The sequence below is a fragment of the Kitasatospora sp. NPDC048545 genome, assembly GCF_040651155.1.
GTDB lineage: Bacteria > Actinomycetota > Actinomycetes > Streptomycetales > Streptomycetaceae > Kitasatospora.
In genome coordinates this window covers 160,630-177,660 of record NZ_JBEZIQ010000014.1, presented here as the reverse complement: position 1 = coordinate 177,660, position 17,031 = coordinate 160,630, and the positions used below count along the sequence as shown (strand labels likewise).

At 74.2% G+C, this 17,031-nt stretch carries 14 protein-coding genes; 8 read left to right on the top strand and 6 right to left on the bottom strand.

Annotated features, from left to right (window positions below; translation table 11 throughout):
* Positions 1 to 33 precede the first annotated feature (33 nt).
* Both AB0D10_RS16450 and AB0D10_RS16445 read left to right on the top strand, forming a co-directional pair.
* Positions 34 to 1,026 (top strand): asparaginase, encoded by a 993-nt coding sequence (locus AB0D10_RS16450; protein WP_360256378.1) that lies wholly within the window; start codon positions 34 to 36, stop codon positions 1,024 to 1,026.
* A 300-nt stretch (positions 1,027 to 1,326) separates the two neighbouring features.
* Positions 1,327 to 2,451, top strand: coding sequence for a DUF4185 domain-containing protein (locus tag AB0D10_RS16445; RefSeq protein ID WP_360256376.1), 1,125 nt, complete (start codon positions 1,327 to 1,329; stop codon positions 2,449 to 2,451).
* A 99-nt stretch (positions 2,452 to 2,550) separates the two neighbouring features.
* Here AB0D10_RS16445 and AB0D10_RS16440 read toward each other — a convergent pair whose 3' ends face one another.
* Positions 2,551 to 3,402 carry a LysR family transcriptional regulator gene (locus AB0D10_RS16440; protein ID WP_360256374.1) on the bottom strand — a complete coding sequence of 284 codons (852 nt, stop codon included), beginning with the start codon at positions 3,400 to 3,402 and terminating at the stop codon, positions 2,551 to 2,553.
* Positions 3,403 to 3,482: 80 nt separating this feature from the next.
* Here AB0D10_RS16440 and AB0D10_RS16435 point away from each other — a divergent pair, with 80 nt between their 5' ends.
* Together AB0D10_RS16435 and AB0D10_RS16430 are read left to right on the top strand one after the other, a co-directional pair.
* Positions 3,483 to 4,040 carry a cupin domain-containing protein gene (locus AB0D10_RS16435; protein WP_360256372.1) on the top strand — a complete coding sequence of 186 codons (558 nt, stop codon included), beginning with the start codon at positions 3,483 to 3,485 and terminating at the stop codon, positions 4,038 to 4,040.
* Between the two features lie 24 nt (positions 4,041 to 4,064).
* On the top strand, positions 4,065 to 4,424 hold the full coding sequence (locus AB0D10_RS16430) for a DoxX family protein (protein ID WP_360256370.1): 360 nt from the start codon (positions 4,065 to 4,067) through the stop codon (positions 4,422 to 4,424).
* A gap of 29 nt (positions 4,425 to 4,453) precedes the next feature.
* Here AB0D10_RS16430 and AB0D10_RS16425 read toward each other — a convergent pair whose 3' ends face one another.
* The gene (locus AB0D10_RS16425) at positions 4,454 to 5,671 is read right to left on the bottom strand and encodes a damage-control phosphatase ARMT1 family protein (protein WP_360256368.1); all 1,218 of its coding nucleotides are present in this window, start codon (positions 5,669 to 5,671) and stop codon (positions 4,454 to 4,456) included.
* A gap of 212 nt (positions 5,672 to 5,883) precedes the next feature.
* On the opposite strand from AB0D10_RS16425, the gene AB0D10_RS16420 reads away from it, so the two are divergent.
* Positions 5,884 to 6,354: a DUF6228 family protein gene (locus AB0D10_RS16420; RefSeq protein WP_360256367.1), complete on the top strand. Its 471-nt coding sequence runs from the start codon at positions 5,884 to 5,886 to the stop codon at positions 6,352 to 6,354.
* A 371-nt stretch (positions 6,355 to 6,725) separates the two neighbouring features.
* Here AB0D10_RS16420 and AB0D10_RS16415 read toward each other — a convergent pair whose 3' ends face one another.
* Complete coding sequence (locus tag AB0D10_RS16415) at positions 6,726 to 7,106, bottom strand: VOC family protein (RefSeq protein ID WP_360256365.1); 381 nt, start codon at positions 7,104 to 7,106, stop codon at positions 6,726 to 6,728.
* Positions 7,107 to 7,435: 329 nt separating this feature from the next.
* Here AB0D10_RS16415 and AB0D10_RS16410 point away from each other — a divergent pair, with 329 nt between their 5' ends.
* On the top strand, positions 7,436 to 11,629 hold the full coding sequence (locus tag AB0D10_RS16410; RefSeq protein WP_360256362.1) for an ATP-binding protein: 4,194 nt from the start codon (positions 7,436 to 7,438) through the stop codon (positions 11,627 to 11,629).
* Positions 11,630 to 11,694: 65 nt separating this feature from the next.
* Here AB0D10_RS16410 and AB0D10_RS16405 read toward each other — a convergent pair whose 3' ends face one another.
* Positions 11,695 to 12,393 (bottom strand): SDR family oxidoreductase, encoded by a 699-nt coding sequence (locus AB0D10_RS16405; protein WP_360256360.1) that lies wholly within the window; start codon positions 12,391 to 12,393, stop codon positions 11,695 to 11,697.
* A gap of 601 nt (positions 12,394 to 12,994) precedes the next feature.
* Here AB0D10_RS16405 and AB0D10_RS16400 point away from each other — a divergent pair.
* Complete coding sequence (locus tag AB0D10_RS16400) at positions 12,995 to 13,852, top strand: S-methyl-5'-thioadenosine phosphorylase (protein ID WP_360256358.1); 858 nt, start codon at positions 12,995 to 12,997, stop codon at positions 13,850 to 13,852.
* On the opposite strand, the gene AB0D10_RS16395 is transcribed toward AB0D10_RS16400, so the two are convergent.
* Entirely contained in the window at positions 13,818 to 14,273 is a 456-nt protein-coding gene (locus AB0D10_RS16395) for a hypothetical protein (RefSeq protein WP_360256356.1), read from the bottom strand. The genes AB0D10_RS16400 and AB0D10_RS16395 overlap by 35 nt on opposite strands.
* A complete protein-coding gene (locus AB0D10_RS16390; protein ID WP_360256413.1) occupies positions 14,270 to 15,370 on the bottom strand; it encodes a molybdopterin-dependent oxidoreductase in 1,101 nt (366 codons plus the stop codon). The genes AB0D10_RS16395 and AB0D10_RS16390 overlap by 4 nt, the downstream gene beginning before the upstream one ends.
* Positions 15,371 to 15,583: 213 nt before the next feature.
* On the opposite strand from AB0D10_RS16390, the gene AB0D10_RS16385 reads away from it, so the two are divergent.
* Entirely contained in the window at positions 15,584 to 16,996 is a 1,413-nt protein-coding gene (locus AB0D10_RS16385; protein ID WP_360256353.1) for a hypothetical protein, read from the top strand.
* Positions 16,997 to 17,031 lie beyond the last annotated feature (35 nt).

Below are 17,031 nucleotides of genomic sequence, written 5' to 3'. Positions count from 1 at the left end.
GGCAGCCGGACCCCGGAGAAGGAGCGAACACCGTTGGACACCAGGACAGTTGCGGTCTTCTCCCTCGGCGGCACCATCGCCATGACCACCGATCCGGTCACCGGTGGCGTCGTTCCGGCCCTGTCCGCCCACGACCTCCTCGCCGCCGTCCCCGCCCTGCAGCACCTCGACGTCGACCTGCGCGTCCACGACTTCCGGAACGTGCCCAGCGCCTCCCTCGGCTTCGACGACCTCGACGCACTCACGGAAGCCCTGGCCGACGCCTTCCGGACCGGCTGCGACGGCGCCGTGGTCACCCAGGGCACCGACACCATCGAGGAGACCGCCTACCTGCTCGACCTGCTGCTCCCCGGAGACCAGCCGGTCGTCGTCACCGGGGCGATGCGCAATCCCACCCTGCCCGGACCGGACGGCCCCGCGAACATCCACGCGGCCGTCATCGCCGCCGCCGCCCCGGAACTGACGGGCGCCGGCACGGTGGTCGTCCTCGGCGACGAGATCCACGCCGCCCGCACCGTCCGCAAGTCCCACAGCACCAGCCCCGCCGCCTTCACCTCCCCGGCCACCGGTCCCCTCGGCCGCATCCACGAGGGTCGCGTCCACCTGCACGCCCCGCTCGCCGCCCGCACGACCTTCACCCGCCCGACGACCGGCGCCGCCGCCCGCGTCGGCCTGTACACCGCCACGCTCGGAGACGACGGCACCCTCCTCGCCGCGATGGCCGAGGCCTGCGACGGACTCGTCGTCGCCGCGTTCGGAGTCGGCCACGTCCCCGAGGGCTTCGTCGGCATCCTGGAACGGGCCGCGTCGCGCATCCCCGTCGTCCTCGCCAGCCGCATCGGCAACGGGCCCGTCCTGCGGGGCACGTACGGCTTCCCCGGCTCGGAGAAGGACCTGCTGGCCCGCGGACTGATCCGGGCCGGCCACCTCGACGCCCACAAGGCCCGCCTCCTCCTGCACACCCTGCTCCGCCAGGGCCGCACCCCCGCCGAGATCACCGCCGCTTTCGCCACCGCGGCCCACTGACCGCCGGCACCCGGCCACCCGGCCCGCCCACGCCCTGCGGAGCAAGCCGTCGCGTGGTGTCCGTACCCGTGGCGCGGGTGCGTCCGCACGCGTCGGGATCGTGAACTTCCGTGTGGCTTAACTCATGTGAGTGAAGGTCTGTTCACTGATCGACGGAACGGCGACCGGCCGCCGTAGCCTCGGGAGCGACCCGTCGCCACCGCGCCGCGCGGTCCGTTCGAAGCAGCGGGAACGCGAAGCCGCCGAAGCTCCGGGGCCGCGGGACCGGTGATCCGTCGACTCGGAAAGGCCATCGACACCATGACCCACTCATCGGGCGGGAACGACGCGACGACCGGCGGCCCGTCCCGCCGCAAACTCCTCAGGATCGGCATCGGGGTCGCCGTGGGGGCGGGGGCGATCGGGTCGGGGGCACCCGCGGCGGTCGCCGGCGGCCCGAACGACCCGACCGGTCCGACGATCGCGACCAAGGTGAAGAACCTCAGCGGCCCGCTGGAGACCGGGCCGTTCGCCTCGCCGTGGACGGACCTCGGCATCCCCGTGCTGTGCCCGGACGGCACCATGCTCTTCGTCTGCGGCGACACCTTCGACGGTGACCGGGTGGGCGCCGCCGACTGGCGCGCCCCGGTGGGCCTGCGCTCAGGCAGCGCGGACCTGAACAACCTGCGCGTCGACGGCAGCGTGGGCGGCGGCCACGCCAACAGCCTCGTCGACGAGCCGCACAACCCGGTCGGGGACAAGTTCACGACGGCGATCCCGTCCGACGTGTTCGTCGTCGACGGCGTGATGTACATGCACCTCATGCGCGGCGTCATCTACGACACCCACCACACCGACTTCTGGCGCTCCACCGACAACGGAGAGTCCTGGGAGTACCTGTGCCAGTGGCCGGGGGACCTGCACGGCGGCCAGTTCCAGCAGAAGACGTACGCGGTGGCCGACGACGGCTACTGCTACGTCCTGTCGACGGTCTTCAACCGCGACGTGGAATCGGGCATGCTGCTGCACCGGGTCCGCAAGGAGAGCCTCGGCAACCCGGACGCCTACGAGCCGTGGGGCTTCGCCGACGGCGGCTGGCGGTGGAACGCGCCCGCCCCGACGACCGTCCTCGGCACCCGCAGGTGGGGCGAGATGTGCTTCCGCGCCATGGACGGCAAGTACGTCCTCACCTGGCTGAACATGGACCCGCTGTCGATCAGGGCGATGGTCTTCCCCCTCCCGACCTCGGACCTGACCAGGACACTGGAGCAGACCATGATCCTTCCCGGCAGCCCGGGCCAGGAGGTCGGCAACCTCGTCGCCAGCCCGTACGGCGGCTTCGTCATCCCGGGCTCGACGTTCGGCAACTTCCACATCGTCGTCAGCCAGTGGTACGACCCGACGAACTACCGGATCATGCAGTACCGGATCGCCATGCTGTCCTGAACCCGGGCCGCGGCAGCGGCGCCCGGAGCGGACCGGGCGCCGCTGCCGCTCCGTGCCGCTCCGCGGTGTCCGCTGCCGCTCGGGGGTGTCCGGTGCCGCTCAGCGCCGGTACGCGGTGGCCGCGATGTCGACGAACGACCGGATCAACGGGTTGGTGTCGCCCTCCTTCCACACCGCGACGACACGGCTCGGCGCGATGCCGGTCAGCGGGACGACGGCCAACTCCGCGGGCAGGTCGTGCCCGAGCGGGGCCAGGCCGACCGTGCCGTTCCACAGGACGGCCTGCAGGCATTCGTGGACGGCGCGCACCACCGGGCCCTCGCGGGGCCTGCCGCCGTGCCAGTACGCCTGCCACACCGGGTCGGTGTCCGGCGGGAAGCGGAACCAGCGGCGGTCGTCCAGGTCGTCCGGCCGCAGCCGGTCGCGCCGGGCCAGCGGGTCGTCGGCGCGCAGGACCACGCCCACCGGGTCGCGCCGCAGCGTGCGCACCGTCAGCCCGGTCTCGTCGAACGGCGCCCGGGTCAGGGCCACGTCGACCAGTCCGGCGCGCAGACCGCAGGTGGGGTCGGTCAGGTCGGTGTCCCGGACGCGGATGTCGACGCCGGGGTGGCGTAGCCGGTACGCGGCGGCGAGCCTGGACAGCCCCGGGTCGGTGCCGTCGCCCAGGATGCCGACGGTGACGGTCGCGGCGCCGGCCGCCGCGCCCATCCGCTCCCGCAGGCGGTCGGCGTGGTCGAGCAGCGCCCGTGCCTCGTCGAGCAGCACGGTGCCCACCGGTGTGAGCGAGACGCCGGCGGGTGAGCGGGTGAACAGCGGGGCGCCGACCTCGGCCTCCAGCCGCCGGATCGCCCGGCTCAGCGGGGGCTGGCTCATGTGCAGGCGCGCGGCGGCCCGGCCGAAGTGGAGTTCCTCGGCAACGGCGACGAAGTAGCGCAGGGTGCGTAGCTCCACGCTGCAACGATACCCGCCGGGTATCGGCGTCGCGGGACAGGTCTTGGACAGCCGCGGGGCCCCGGCGGTGCACTCGTGACATGACCGAAGAAACGAAGACCGGTACACCGCAGCCCGCCCCCGCCCTCTCGGTGGTCGGCCCCGGCGACGGCGAGACGATCGTCCTGGGCACCACCCGCATGCGCGTCCTGGAGGACGGCAGCCACACCGGGCACCGCCTCGCGATCGCCGAATCCGTCCTCGCCCCGCACACCGCCGGGCCGCCGCAACACCGTCACGCCGGCCACGACGAGGGCTTCTACGTCCTCGCCGGCACCATCCGCTTCACCGTCGGCGACGAGGACCACGACGCCACCGCCGGCACCCTTGTGGTCGTCCCGCCCGGCACCCCGCACACCTTCGCCAACCCGACCGACCACCCCGCCGTCATGCTCAGCACCTTCACCCCGGACCTGTACGTCCAGTACTTCCGGGACCTCCAGGACGTGCTCACCGCCGGCCGGCCGCTGACCGCGGAAGCCAACATCGACGCGATGAGCCGCTACGCGACCGTGCCCGCCACCGGCGCAGTCGTGCCCGCCACCGATGCGGCCGTGCCCGCCACCGGCGCGGCCGAGTCCACCACCGACGCGGCCTGAAGGGCCGGACCACGAACGGGAATCATGACCATCGCCTATGGGATCGCCGCAGGACTGCTCGCCTCCTTCTACCTCTACGCGGGCGTACTCAAGGTGGTCCGCAGCCGTGACCGGCTCCGACCGATGATGGCCTGGATCGACCGCGTGCCCATGCCCGCCGTACGGGCACTGGGAGTGGTCGAGGTCCTCGGCGCGGCAGGCCTGGTCCTGCCCCCGCTGACCGGCACCGCTCCCGCACTGGCAACGGCCGCGGCCGTCGGCCTTCTCCTCCTCCAGTTCGGTGCGGTCGTCGTCCACCTGACCGGCGGGGACCGCCGGATCGGCCTCAACATCGGGCTCATCGTCACCACGGCCCTGACCGTCCGGCTCGCCACCGGACTGTGAGCGAGCACCGCCCCGTCCACCGTCCCCGGCTACCGTCGTGCGTCGTCGACCTGGATGACGGCGAGCCGGCCGCTGGTGCGCCACGGCGTGCCGGCGCGGTCGAGCCGGGCGACGGTGGCGGCGTCGACGCCGACGATCACGTCCGACTTGAGGGTCCGCAGGGCCGCGACGGCTGACGGGAAGTGCCCCGTCACCTCGCTGAACGGGGTGGTCGGCGGCCAGAGCCGGTCGCCGACCAGGCGGCGGTAGTTGAGGTCTCCCTTGACGACCGTCAGTGCCGAGCCCGCGAGTTCGTCCCGGAGGTCGGCGGGCATGGCGTGGTACGGCAGGGGTGCGCAGAAGAACGGGTGGGTGCGGACCGACAGCGTGCCGCTGCCCATGGCCTGCCACAGCCGCTCGCCGACCGCTGCGGCGGTCGGTGCGGGCGCGGTGCGGAGGCGTTCGAGGGCGGCGAGGACGTCGGTCATCGTCGCATCCGACACGAAGTACGGCTGGGGTTTCACGTACAGCACGACCTGCGCGGCCAGGCCGCGCCCCAGGAGGTGGTCGATCAGCACGAGGTCCGGCAGGAGTTCCCGGCCCGCGTTGTCCGCGAGGACACAGACCCGCCCGCCGCCGGACCGTTCCAGGAGGGCCCACAGCTGCGCGCTGTCGTCGGCGATCAGGTCGGATCCGGTGACTCCGTCCTTCTCGACGGTCATCCGGAAACTGAGGTCCGCCCGGTTGCCCCACAACGCCGACTGCAGCAGGGCGTCCGCGCGCCGGGTCCGCGGCGGCCCGTCGAGCTCATCGAGTCCGTCCAGCCCGTCCAGCCCGTCCAGCGCGGCCAGTTCGTCGTCGACCGCCGTCCCGCCGAGCTCGGCGGCCTTGAACGGCGCGAACGGGTCGACGCCCTGCCACGCGCCGGGCCGGAAGTAGCCGGTGGCGTCGAGCAGCCGGTGGTAGAAGTAGCTCTCCGCCCACAGGAACGGCGCCTCGCCCCACGGCCGTCCCCACAGGCCCTCGCCCCACGCCGTCCACTGCGCGGCAGCGGCCGGGGATTCCGTGGGGTCCGGGGATTCCGCGCGAGGCGGCACCAGGACGCCGGTGGTGCTCTCCGCGAGCAGCCGCTCGACCGCCGCCCGCTCGGCGGGGCCGTAGGGAAGGGCGTCCAGGACCTGCCGTACCAGCACGGGGTGGCGTTCGTGGAAGACGCCCCAGGCGAAGGACCCGGGGACGTCGCTGCGGATCACGGGTGCGTTCGACACGGTGCTGCTCGTCTCTCTCGTCATCACCATCGGGCGGGCGGGGCCGATGCGGGCCGATCGCCGACGATCGCCGACGATCGCCGACCTTACGCGGCCCGGGGAGGGAGCCGGTCCGTCGACCACGCCGGCGTGTGGGCCGCAGGCCTCGGAGGCCCGCGCCCGGTCGGCATGCACCGAAGGGCGGCCGAGAGGCGACCGCCTATGCTCCGGGGATGACCGAGCGCAGCCCCGAACACCCCGACGTCCCCGATGTCCCCGACGTCGTCGTTCGCCATCAGGACGACCCCGCCACCCTGGTCAGGCTCTGCGACCGCTACTTCCCCGACGAACTCGGCATCGGCTTCGCCGTGGAGGTCAGCGCGGCGGGGCTGCACGCCCGCATCGACTCGGTCGAGACCTGGGTGTGGGACCTCGACTCCCTGGACGACTTCCTCGGCCGTCTCGCCGGCGACTTCCGCGGCTGGGAGGGCGAGCGCACCTGGAGCACCAACCACCTGGCGTTGCGGGCGTCCTTCAAGTCCGGCGGCCACGTCTTCCTGACCTGGACGCTCACGCCCTGGATGACGCGCGACGACGGGTGGGAGACGTCCGTGACCACCGTGCTGGAGGCGGGCGAGGGAATGTCCGCCCTCGCGGCCGACCTGAGGGAGTTCCTCACTCCCCGAGCCGCCGCCCGGGGCTGACCCGGGGCTGACCCACGGTTGACCCGGGGCCGACCCGCGGCCGACGGGCGGTGCGAGCCGGACGACGACCGGCTCCGCACCGCCGTCGCGCACTGCCTGCGGTTCATAAACGTCTTCGCGGTCCACGGCCTCGCAGCGCGCCTGCTGCGCACCGCCTTCGAACCGGTCGGCCCCGTCACCTTCGCCGACCCCGCGCCCGCACTGCAGTGCGTCCTGCGGACGGTGGCGGACCGGATTCCCGCCGATTGGTACGACACCTGGGTCTCCGGCCCGGAGACCCGTGACCGGCCTCGCCGGCTACCTGCACGCGGTCGCGCGGGCGCTCCGCGACGGTGGCCGGCCACTGCTGCGGCCCGCCCCCACCGGGGCCGTCAGAGCGGGTTGAGGCGGGCCTTGAGCAGGCAGAACTCGTTGCCCTCCGGGTCGGCGAGGACGTGCCAGGACTCCTCACGGGTCTGGCCGATGTCGGCCGGACGGGCCCCGAGCTCCAGGAGTCGTTCGAGCTCGGCGTCCTGGTCGCGGTCGGTGGGGTTGACGTCGATGTGCAGCCGGGGCTTCCCCCGCTCCGGCTCGTCCCGACGGCTGAGGAAGATCGTCGGCTGCGCGCCGCCGAAGCCTTCGCGGGGCCCGATCTCGATGCTCCCGTCGTCCTCGCGACCGAGCACCACGAAGTCCAGGACCTCGCACCAGAACCGCGCCAGCACCTCGGGATCGTGGCAACCGAGCACGAGTTCGCTGATACGACATGCCATGGGCGGGACCTACTCTCGGCGTGGGGCCAGATCGAACCGGCGTGACACCGGCGGACGAGCACGGTAGAGACCGTACCGGGCGGGGCGAACGGGCGCGCAGGGTTTTCCGGGATCCCGGTCCTGGCCCGCTCGTCGGAGTGCGCGGTTGCGACGACTCGGTGGCGGGCGTTGTCGTCGTCCGTACGGACGAGGCCTCCCGTGCCGCCCGACAGCGGTTCGGGCCCGCTGCCCGCACTCGGCCCGCTGACCCCACGTCCGGTAGATTCGGCCGCCGGCCGATCGGCACACGAAGCGGCTGGGTGTCACTGGTTCGACGCAGGGGGCGACGGGTGGGGAGCGGGGACGGTCAGGGTCGGCGGACGGGGGATCTGCTGGACTGCTGGCGGGCGATCGAGCTGTTCAGCCCGCCGGCGATCCCGGAGGTGCCGCGCAAGCGCCGCGCGGGCCGTCCCCGGGCCTCGGACACGGTCGTCGTCGACGTCACACCGGCCGCCGGCCGGGCGGCGCCGGTGCTGCCGTGGGCGCCTGAGCATCCGGAGACGGCCGCGCCGCGGGCGCCGCGCGGGATGGTGTGGCGGCACGAGGTGTACGGCGGGGTGTTCGAGCTGGAGCTGCTGCGCCAGGCGATGATCGCCGTCCTGCCCGAGGGCACCGACCCGGATCCGGGGGTGCCGCAGGAGGAGCTGAAGCTGTCCGGGCGGAGCGCGATGTTCGCCCTGGTCCTGGACGAGCACGGACGGCCGGTCGGGGACACCTCGGTGGTCTCCGCGTGTGCCTGGGCGACGGGACGGCTCTTCGACCCGGGGCCGTCGGTGCCGGGATGGCTGGACGGCTTCGAGGAGTTGGGCGAGGCGTTCGAGGTGGCGGTGGGGCGGCTGGCCGCCACGCCGATCCCGTACGGGCCGGGACCCCGCCTCCTGCCGAATCCGGTGCTGTCCCGCCCGGTGGGCGGTGCGCCGCTCGCGCGGGAGGCGTCGGATGCGGCAACCGGCTGGCAGCAGTTGCTGGCGGAGGTCCTGGGCGGGGCGGCGGTGGCGGCGGTCGGGGCGCTGTTCGGCGAGGTCGCCGGGGCTGCCGTGCAGGGGGCGACGGAGCCCCTGGTGCGGCGGGTCGCGGAGTGGTCGGCGGCCCGTCGTCCGCAGCTGGCGGAGACGGACGGGGTTCCGGCGCGGGGGCCGGCCGCCGACGTGCCGTCACCCGCCCACCTGCCGTCACCCGTCGAGCCTGCTGCCGACGTCGTCGACGGGACCGTGGACGACGGCACGGACGACACCGGCCCACGTCCCGTCGCACTCGCCGATCTGGTCGCCCTGACCGCCCAGATCGCCCACCTCTGCGGCGTCGAGGAGCACCTGGACCCGCGGGTGATCCGGGTCCAGAGCCGACTGGTCCGCCTCCCGCGCGACCCGAAGGCCAAGCCCGCCGCCCCGCAGCCGTTCCTGAACAGTTTCCTCCCGCCCGACCTCGCCCGGGTCCGCGCCTCCCTCGCGGCGGGCGGGCCGGGCGGCCAGGTCGGCGGGGGAGCGGGCCTCGGCCCAGCCCTGGAGGCGTACCTGACCGCTCGCCGGGACATCCCCGCGACCGCCCGCACCGACCTGCGCGAGGACCGCCTCGCCGTCCTCGAAGGCGTCGACCCGGCGCTCGTGCCCGCCGGGCGCTGGCCCGCCAAGGCGCGCTACCCGCTCGCGCTCAGCCAGCAGTTCGCGGTCAACCGGATGCTCGCCGACCGCACCGGGACCGTCTCGACCACCGCCACCGCCACCGCCACCGCCACCGCCGACGCCACCGCCGACGGCGGAGGCCTCTTCTCCGTCAACGGCCCGCCCGGCACCGGCAAGACGACCATGCTGCGTGACCTGGTCGCCGCCCTCGTCGTCGAACGCGCCGCCGTGCTGGCCGGCTACCGGCGGCCCGAGGAGGCGTTCGTCGGCCGCGCCTGGCGCGGCAAGGACCGCCAGGGTGTCCACGCCCGCTTCGTCTCCACTCTCGACCCGAGGCTCACCGGCCGCGAGATCGTGGTGACCTCCTCCAACAACGGCGCGGTGGAGAACGTCACCGCCGAACTGCCCGCCGCCGCCGCCCTCGACGAGCACTGGCACGACGGCCCCGACCACTTCTCCGACCTCGCCTCCGCCCTGCTCGGCGGCACGCCCGCCTGGGGCCTGGTGGCCGCCGTCCTCGGCAACAAGACCAACCGCACGCGGTTCACCGAGCGCTTCTGGTGGGGCCGCCTGCCCGAGGACGAGACCGCGGCCCGCACCGCCGACGGGCTCCCGCCGCTGCGCGGCATGAACGCCGTCCTCGGCGACTGGGTCCCCCCGAGCACGCCCAGGCCCACCCGCAGCCCGCGCGACCGTCGCGCAACAACCCCCACGGGCAGGGCAGTTGCCGCCTCCGCCCCGAGCACCGCAGCCACGTCCGCCCCGAACACCGCAGCCACGTCCGCCGCCCCCGCCGGCCCCGCCCGGCCCGTCCCGTCCTGGACCGAGGCCGTCGCCGCCTTCACGTCCGCCCAGGCCGAGGTCGAACGCCTGCGCACCGAACGCGCCCGCCTCGCCGCCGCCCTCGCCGACACCCGGGCGGACCGGGCCCGTTCCCGCCTCGACGCCCTGCGTGCCGCCGTCACCCGGGCCGACAGCCGCACGGCCGCCGCCGAAGCCCGCGCCGACACCGCCACCAGGGCCTTCGACGCCGCCGCGAGCGTCACCCGCACCGCCGAAGCCGCCCACGAGGCGGCGAACCGGCGCGTCCCACAGGCCCGCGAAGCCCTCGCCGACGCCAGGGCGGAGCTGGCCGCCGCCCGCGAACGCGCCGACCGGCACCGCAGGCAGGTCGACGCCCTCACCGCCCTCCATGATGAACCGCCCGCCGGCCAGCCGGGGCTGCGCGCGGGGCTGCGCCGCATGCTCAGGAGCGGCGCCGAACGCCAGGCCGCCGAGCAGCACCGCGACCGCAGCCAGGCCGAACTCCTCGCCCTGCTCGTCCAGCAGCGCACCGCCCTGGAGGACGCCTACGACCACATCGCCCGCTGCTCGCGCGCCGAGGACCTCGCCTCCGCCGACCTGCACACCCGCGCCACCGGCGCCGTCACCGAGGCCGCCGAGGCCGCCGCCCGCGCCCGCACGCACGAACGGGCCGCGCTCACCGAGGAGTCCGCCGCCCACGAAGCCCTCCAACGGGCCCGGCAGGACGCCCGGGCCGCGCGCCAGGAACTGGAGGGCGCCACCGCCGGACTCGACGCCGCCCACCGCACCCTGCGCACCGCTGCCGCCACCCTCCCCTCCCTGCCCCTCGACTGGCTCCACCTCGACGACCAGGAACAGGAACTCGGCGCCCCCTGGGCCGACGAAGCCTGGAGCACCGCCCGCAGTGACCTGTTCCTGCGTGCCCTCGACCTGCACCGCGCCTTCGTCGCCAACACGGCCAAGCGGATCCGCAGCAACCTCCAGGTGCTCGTGGAACTCATGGCCGGGAACAGCGGCCCCGTCCCCGACGAGCAGGTCCTGCACGCCTGGCAGACCCTCTTCCTCCTCGTCCCCGTCGTCTCGACCACCTTCTCCTCCATCGGCAGCATGTTCGCCCGGCTCGGCCGCGGCTCCCTCGGCTGGGTCCTCGTCGACGAAGCCGGACAGGCCACCCCGCAGGCCGCCGTCGGCGCCCTGTGGCGGGCCCGCCGCGCCGTCCTCGTCGGCGACCCCCTCCAGCTCGAACCCGTCGTCACCATGCCGAGCGCCCTTCAGCGCCGGCTCCTGCTCGCCCACGGCGTCGACGAGGAGTGGCTCCCCTCCGCCACCTCCGCCCAGGCCGTCGCCGACCGGGTCAACCGCTACGGCACCTACCTGCCCGCCCCCACCGGCGCCGAGGAGGACACCGTCTGGGTCGGCTCACCGCTGCGCGTCCACCGCCGCTGCGAGGACCCCATGTTCACCGTCAGCAACGACGTCGCGTACGGCGGCCTCATGGTCCACGGCACCCACCCGCAGCCCTTCCCCGACCCCGAGCACGACGGCCTGCTCCCCAGCCGCTGGCTCGACACCCCCGACCCCGACCGCCCCGCCGACGCCCCCTGGGGCGAACGCGACCGCCGCGCCCTCACCTTCCTCCTGCGCCGGCTCGACCACCACGACGTCGACGTCGAACGCCTGCGCATCATCGCCCCCTTCCGCGCCCTCGTCCGGGAGGCCTGCGACACCTGCCGCACCCTTCCCGGCTGGACCGCCGAACTCCTGGAGGAACGCTGCGCCACCGTCCACAAGGCGCAGGGCAAGGAGGCCGACGTCGTCATCCTTCTCCTCGGCGCCGGCCGCCCCGGCGCCCGCACCTGGGCCGCCGGCACCCCCCACCTCCTCAACGTCGCCGCCAGCCGCGCCAAACGCCGGCTCTACGTCGTCGGCGACCGCGCCCTGTGGGCCCCGCTGCCCCACTTCGACGTCCTGGCCGCCGAACTCCCCACCTACGACCACCGCGAGGACCGCACCACCTGGCCCCTCGACACCCCCGAACCGCCACGACTCCCCGCGTAGTACTCCCGTCGTGGATCGTGGCCTGATGCTGCTCTTGCGCCCCGTCGCCCGCAGCGCGATCGAGATCAGTTGACCTGGCCGGCGGGCCGTACGACGAGGTGGTTGACGTCCACGCCTTCGGGTTGATTGACGGCGAACAGGATCGTCTCGGCGACCTGCTCGGCGGTCAGTGTCGGCGCCGCCGCGGGTGATCCGCCGCGTTCGTCCCAGAACGGGGTGTCCACAACCCCTGGGGCGACAAGAGTGACGCCGACGCGGTCCTTGGCCACCAGGAGTCGGACGTTCTCGGCCAGGGCGTGCGCGGCCCACTTGGTGACGGAGTACAGGTTGCCGGGCGTGTTCCTGGTGCCCGCGACCGAACCGACGATCACGATCCGGCCCTTGGACTTTCTCAGGTGTGGCAGTGTCTCGCGTACCAGCAGAGCCGGGCCGAGGATGTTGGTGAGAATCATGGCGCGCATGGCCGCAGGGTCGTGGTCCTCCAGCGTGCCGGGCAGCGAGAACCCGGCGTTCGCGATCACCGTGTCCAATCGGCCCCACGAGCGCGTGACTTGATGCACGGCAGCGGTGACATGGCTCTCGTCGCCGGCGTCACCGGTGATGGTCAGCAGCCGCTCGCCCGCTCCGGCGGAGGTGGCGAACGCGGCCAGGCGATCGGCATCGCGGCCGGTGATCGCCACGCGGTGGCCTTGCTTGAGCAGGACACGGGCAGTGGCCGCACCGATCCCGCTCGAACCGCCGGTGATCAACGTGACGGGTTCCATGGCACGGGCTCCTCGGTGATGGCGGTATCGGCGATGCGCCGGGCTCCAGGTGTCGATGAACACCGAGTCGGCGCACGCAGGCCGCCCGATGATCACGATGTTGTGACGCAACACGAAGATCGGGCGGCCTGCGCCGCAAGTGTAGATCCCGGGCGATGGAAACGGCATTCGCTGAGTTCGCCGCCAGCCAGGCGCCGGTCTTCCCCCCAGTGACCTGCGGCAGAACGAACTGCTGTACCTGCGTGGGCTGCTGATGCCGCAGGTCGAAGACAACCGCTGGCCGATCGCGGAGGCAGTGGGGCAGGTTCGGCCCAAGCCCTGGCGCCCGCACCACCTGTCGGAGCGCGCGGGGGTGTGTGTGGGACGAGGATGAGGCCACGGACGCCACACCCGGCACGAAGCGGCGGGGCCCGCCGGCGAGCTTGCGCGGCAACGCCCCGGCGACACCCCGGCCGACCGGGGCGGGCGGGCCGGTCGGCCCGGATGTCGCGCCCGGAGCGCGTGTGACGTTCGCGATTCGTAAGGCCCGGTGTCCTGGTTCCGGCGCGGTCCGTTCCTACAGTGGCCGGAAGGTTGTTCCCGAGAAGAGAGGTGGACCGCGATGACGGCCGACCAGAACGTCCTGCCGAGCGCCGAGGTGGGTGTGATCGGTGGCTCCGGCCTCTACGAGCTGCTGGACGACGTGACCGAGGTGCGGGTGGACACCCCGTACGGCGAGCCGAGCGACGCGCTGTTCGTGGGTGAGGTGGCCGGCCGCCGGGTCGCCTTCGTGCCGCGGCACGGGCGTGGCCACCGGCTCCCGCCGCACCGGATCAACTACCGCGCGAACCTGTGGGCGTTGCACTCCCTGGGCGTGCGGCAGGTGCTGGCACCCTGCGCGGTCGGCGGGCTGCGCCCGGAGTACGGGCCGGGCACCCTGCTGGTGCCCGACCAGTTCGTCGACCGGACCTCCGGACGCCCGCAGACCTTCTACGACGGCCTGCCGCTGCCGGACGGCACGGTGCCGGAGGTGGTGCACGTGTCGACGGCCGACCCGTACTGCCCGCAGGGGCGGCGCGTGGCGATGGAGGCCGCCCGGGAGGCGGCCTGGGAGCCGGTCGACGGCGGCACGCTGGTGGTGATCGAGGGCCCGCGCTTCTCCACTCGCGCCGAGTCCCGCTGGTTCACCGCCAACGGCTGGTCGGTGGTCGGCATGACCGGGCACCCGGAGGCCGTCCTGGCCCGTGAACTCGGGCTCTGCTACACCTCGATGGCCCTGGTCACCGACCTCGACGCGGGCGTCGAGAGCGGTGAGGGCGTCACCCACGGCGAGGTGCTGAAGGAGTTCGCCCGCAACGTCGACCGGCTGCGCACGGTGCTGTTCAAGGCGCTGGAGCGGCTGCCCCTCGTGCGCGGGTGCGCCTGCCTGCACGCCCTGGACGGCCTCACGACCGGTCTTCCCGGGGTGCCCGGCGCCTGACGGCACGACCCCGGCGCCTGACTGAACGATCCCGGCGCCGCCACCGCCCGACGAGCGCGACCAGCAGCGCGAGGACGGCGGTGGCGGTCAGCACCAGCAGCCAGTTGCGGAGGTAGGGCAGCGGCAGGACGGTCGGGTTGCCGTTGTCGTCGCCCGCGCGCAGGACGGCCGGCAGGCCGACGGCGGTGACGGCCGCCGCGACGACCAGCCAGCCGCGCAGCACCGGCCCGCGCACCAGGAACGCGCCCAGCAGGCACAGCAGCGGCGCCCACAGTCCGTCGTGGATCACGAGCCCTCCGACCGCCCAGACCAGGACGTCCAGCGGGTCGGTGATGTACGGGTCGCCGAGCAGCCCGGACAGGCCGTAGCCGATCAGGGCCGCGCCGGCCGCCAGCAGCAGACCGCGGATCACGACGGTCATGCGATCACCTCGATCCGGGTGACCCACTTGGTCTGCAGGACGCCGGGCCGGTTCGGCGCGATGATCCGCGCCGGGAACCCGTGATCCGCCGTCAGCACCTCACCGTTGACGCGCAGGGCGAGCAGACTGAGCGGATCGTCGACGTACTGCGCGGGCATCTCCATCACCCGGTAGGGGCCTTCGGTCTCCAGCGAGGTGATCCGGGCGGAGGAGCCGGCCGGGGCTCCGGCACGCAGCAGCAGGTCGGAGACCCGGACCCCGCCCCACCGGGCGGTGGCGCTCCAGCCCTCCACGCACGCGATGGGCAACTCCACCTCGTACTGGGTGAGTTCACCGAGCTCGGTGAGGGTGAGCTCGTACGGCCGCGGCCCGTCCACCCGCAGCCGCCAGTCGGCGGGCACCGTGATCGTGCCGGCCTGGGCGGCGGTGCGGTTCACCGGAAGGCCCTGGGGGCCGATGTCGGGACGGCGCGGGGCCAGCAGGTCCAGGGCCCGCAGCCAGGGCACGCTCTGTCCGGCCGTGACGAGGGTGACGGTGCCGACGGCGGCGGTGGTCGCCGCGAGGAACGCGCGGCGCTGCGCCAGGGCCGGAGCGGCCCGGCGCCACCAGTGCGCGGCGATGAGCGGCGCCTTGACGGACAGGTGGACCAGCAGTCCGCCGGTCGCCAGCCAGCCGAGCCAGAAGTGGGTCTGCCGGAACGGGAACGGCCACGGGTACCACTGCAGGGTGTTCAGCAGACCGGTGAACAGCTCCAGCAGGACGGCCGCGACGAGGACGGCGATGCCGATCCGCTCCAGGGCGTGCAGCACGCTGCGCGCCGGCGGCCACTCGAAGAGCTGCGGATAGACCGCCCAGAGTTTCGCGCCGACCAGGGGGATCGCGGCCAGACCGCTGATCACGTGCAGGCCCTGGGTGACCCGGTAGCCGTTCACCGGCCGTGCGGGCAGGTGCGGGGCGAGCCAGCCGGGCGGGTCCTGGAGCAGGTGGCTGGTGAGGCCGGTCAGGAAGCAGAGCAGGACGGCCAGGCCCAGCCAGCGGCCGACGACGACCACGGTCCGCGGCTCGTGCAACGGTGAGGTGAACGCACCCTCGCGCATCGGCCCGCGCCGCAGGAACGCCGGGGGAGCGGGCAGCGACGGGTCGTAGCGGCGGCGGCGACTGACGGGAGCGCCGGAGTCGGCGGGATCGGTTTCCACCCGTCCATCGAAGCGCCCCGGAGCGTTCCTGCGGTGCTCCGACGTGCTTACCGATTTCGAACGGCGGCCTCGCCGCCCCGGGTGCGGGGGCCGGCCGGTGGGAGGGTGGGCGACGTGATCTCCCGGACCGTCCTGCGCTGTCTCCTCGCCCTCGCCGCCCTGGTCGCCGCCCTGGCGCTGACCGTCGCCCACGGCGGCGTCCTCCCGCTCGCCTGCTGGTACTTCCTCGACACCGCCCTCTTCGCCGTCGCGGTGCTGTTGCTGCGCAGGGTGCCCCGGGGGCAGGTCGTGCCGCTGGTCCTGGCCGGTGGCGTCGCCGTGGCCGCCGTCGGTCTGCTGGCGCCGCCGCGGACCAGTGACGACGCCTACCGCTACGTCTGGGACGGCCGGGTCCAGGCGGCCGGGATCTCGCCCTACGCCCGGACCCCGGACGATCCGGCGCTGGCGGGGCTGCGCGATCCCGGGCTCTTCCCGGTGGGGGACGGGTGCGCCGGCTGGGACGAGCGGCGCACCCGGGCCGGGGACTGCACCCGCATCAACCGGCCGGCCGTGCACACCATCTATCCGCCGGTCGCGCAGGCCTGGTTCCTCGCCGTGCACCCGTTCGGCGGCAGGGTCCGCGCGGTGCAGGCCGGCGGTGCGGTGCTGGCGGTGGCGGTCACCGGACTCCTGCTGGTGACGGGACGGGAGGCGTGGCGCGCTGCGCTGTGGGGGTGGTTCCCCGGCGTGACGGTGTGGGCCGTCAACGACGCGCACGTCGACACGCTCGGCGCACTGCTGACGGTCGCCGCGCTGGGCTGCGCGGTACGGGGACGGTCCCAGCGGGAGCGGGCGGTACGGGCGCGGGAGGCGCGGGGGCGGGAGGCGCGGGGGTGGTCCGAGTGGGGGCGGGCGGTCCGTGCGGGCGTCCTGCTGGGCGGCGCGGTCGCGACCAAACTGCTGCCGGCCCTGGCCCTGCCCGGAGCCGTGTCGGGCCTGCTGTCCCGGCGTCCGACCCGCGCCGACGTGCTGCTGCTCGGCTCCGCCCTCGGCACCTTCGCCCTCTCCTACCTCCCGTACGTCGTGGCCTCGGGCACCTCGGTCCTGGGCTACCTGCCGGGCTACCTGCGGGAGGAGGGCTACGAGCAGGGGCACATCGACCGGTTCGGACTGCTGCGGCTGGTGCTGCCCGACCGCCTCCTGCCGTGGGCGGCGGCGCTGGTGCTCGCGGCGGTGGTGGTACGGGTGCTCCGTCGGGGCGACCGGGACCGGCCGTGGGCCGGGGCGCTCCTGGTGACGGGCACGGCACTGCTGCTGGTCGCGCCCGCCTACCCGTGGTACGGGCTGCTGGTGGTCGCGCTGGTCGCCCTCGACGGTCGCTGGGAGTGGCTGGTCGTCCCGGCCGCCGGGCAGGCGCTCTACCTGACGGGGGGTCAGGTGGCGCAGCAGCTGGCCTACGGCACGGCGCTGTGCGTCGTCCTCCTGGTCCCGCTGCTTCGGCAGCGTCGTGCGGGGCGGGTGGCCGTGGTGGCGTTCGGCGAGAAGTGACGGAAGTCTGACGTCCCGGTGTCGGCCCTGGTCGC

Bases quoted from the DNA above. Each gene is read 5' to 3' on its own strand.
- AB0D10_RS16430 (WP_360256370.1), top strand. From the start codon at position 4,065: ATGACCATCGCCTATGGGATCGCCGCAGGACTGCTCGCCTCCTTCTAC.
- AB0D10_RS16435 (WP_360256372.1), top strand. From the start codon at position 3,483: ATGACCGAAGAAACGAAGACCGGTACACCGCAGCCCGCCCCCGCCCTC.
- AB0D10_RS16420 (WP_360256367.1), top strand. From the start codon at position 5,884: ATGACCGAGCGCAGCCCCGAACACCCCGACGTCCCCGATGTCCCCGAC.
- AB0D10_RS16405 (WP_360256360.1), bottom strand. From the start codon at position 12,393: ATGGAACCCGTCACGTTGATCACCGGCGGTTCGAGCGGGATCGGTGCG.
- AB0D10_RS16415 (WP_360256365.1), bottom strand. From the start codon at position 7,106: ATGGCATGTCGTATCAGCGAACTCGTGCTCGGTTGCCACGATCCCGAG.
- AB0D10_RS16390 (WP_360256413.1), bottom strand. From the start codon at position 15,370: ATGCGCGAGGGTGCGTTCACCTCACCGTTGCACGAGCCGCGGACCGTG.
- AB0D10_RS16445 (WP_360256376.1), top strand. From the start codon at position 1,327: ATGACCCACTCATCGGGCGGGAACGACGCGACGACCGGCGGCCCGTCC.
- AB0D10_RS16400 (WP_360256358.1), top strand. From the start codon at position 12,995: ATGACGGCCGACCAGAACGTCCTGCCGAGCGCCGAGGTGGGTGTGATC.
- AB0D10_RS16395 (WP_360256356.1), bottom strand. From the start codon at position 14,273: ATGACCGTCGTGATCCGCGGTCTGCTGCTGGCGGCCGGCGCGGCCCTG.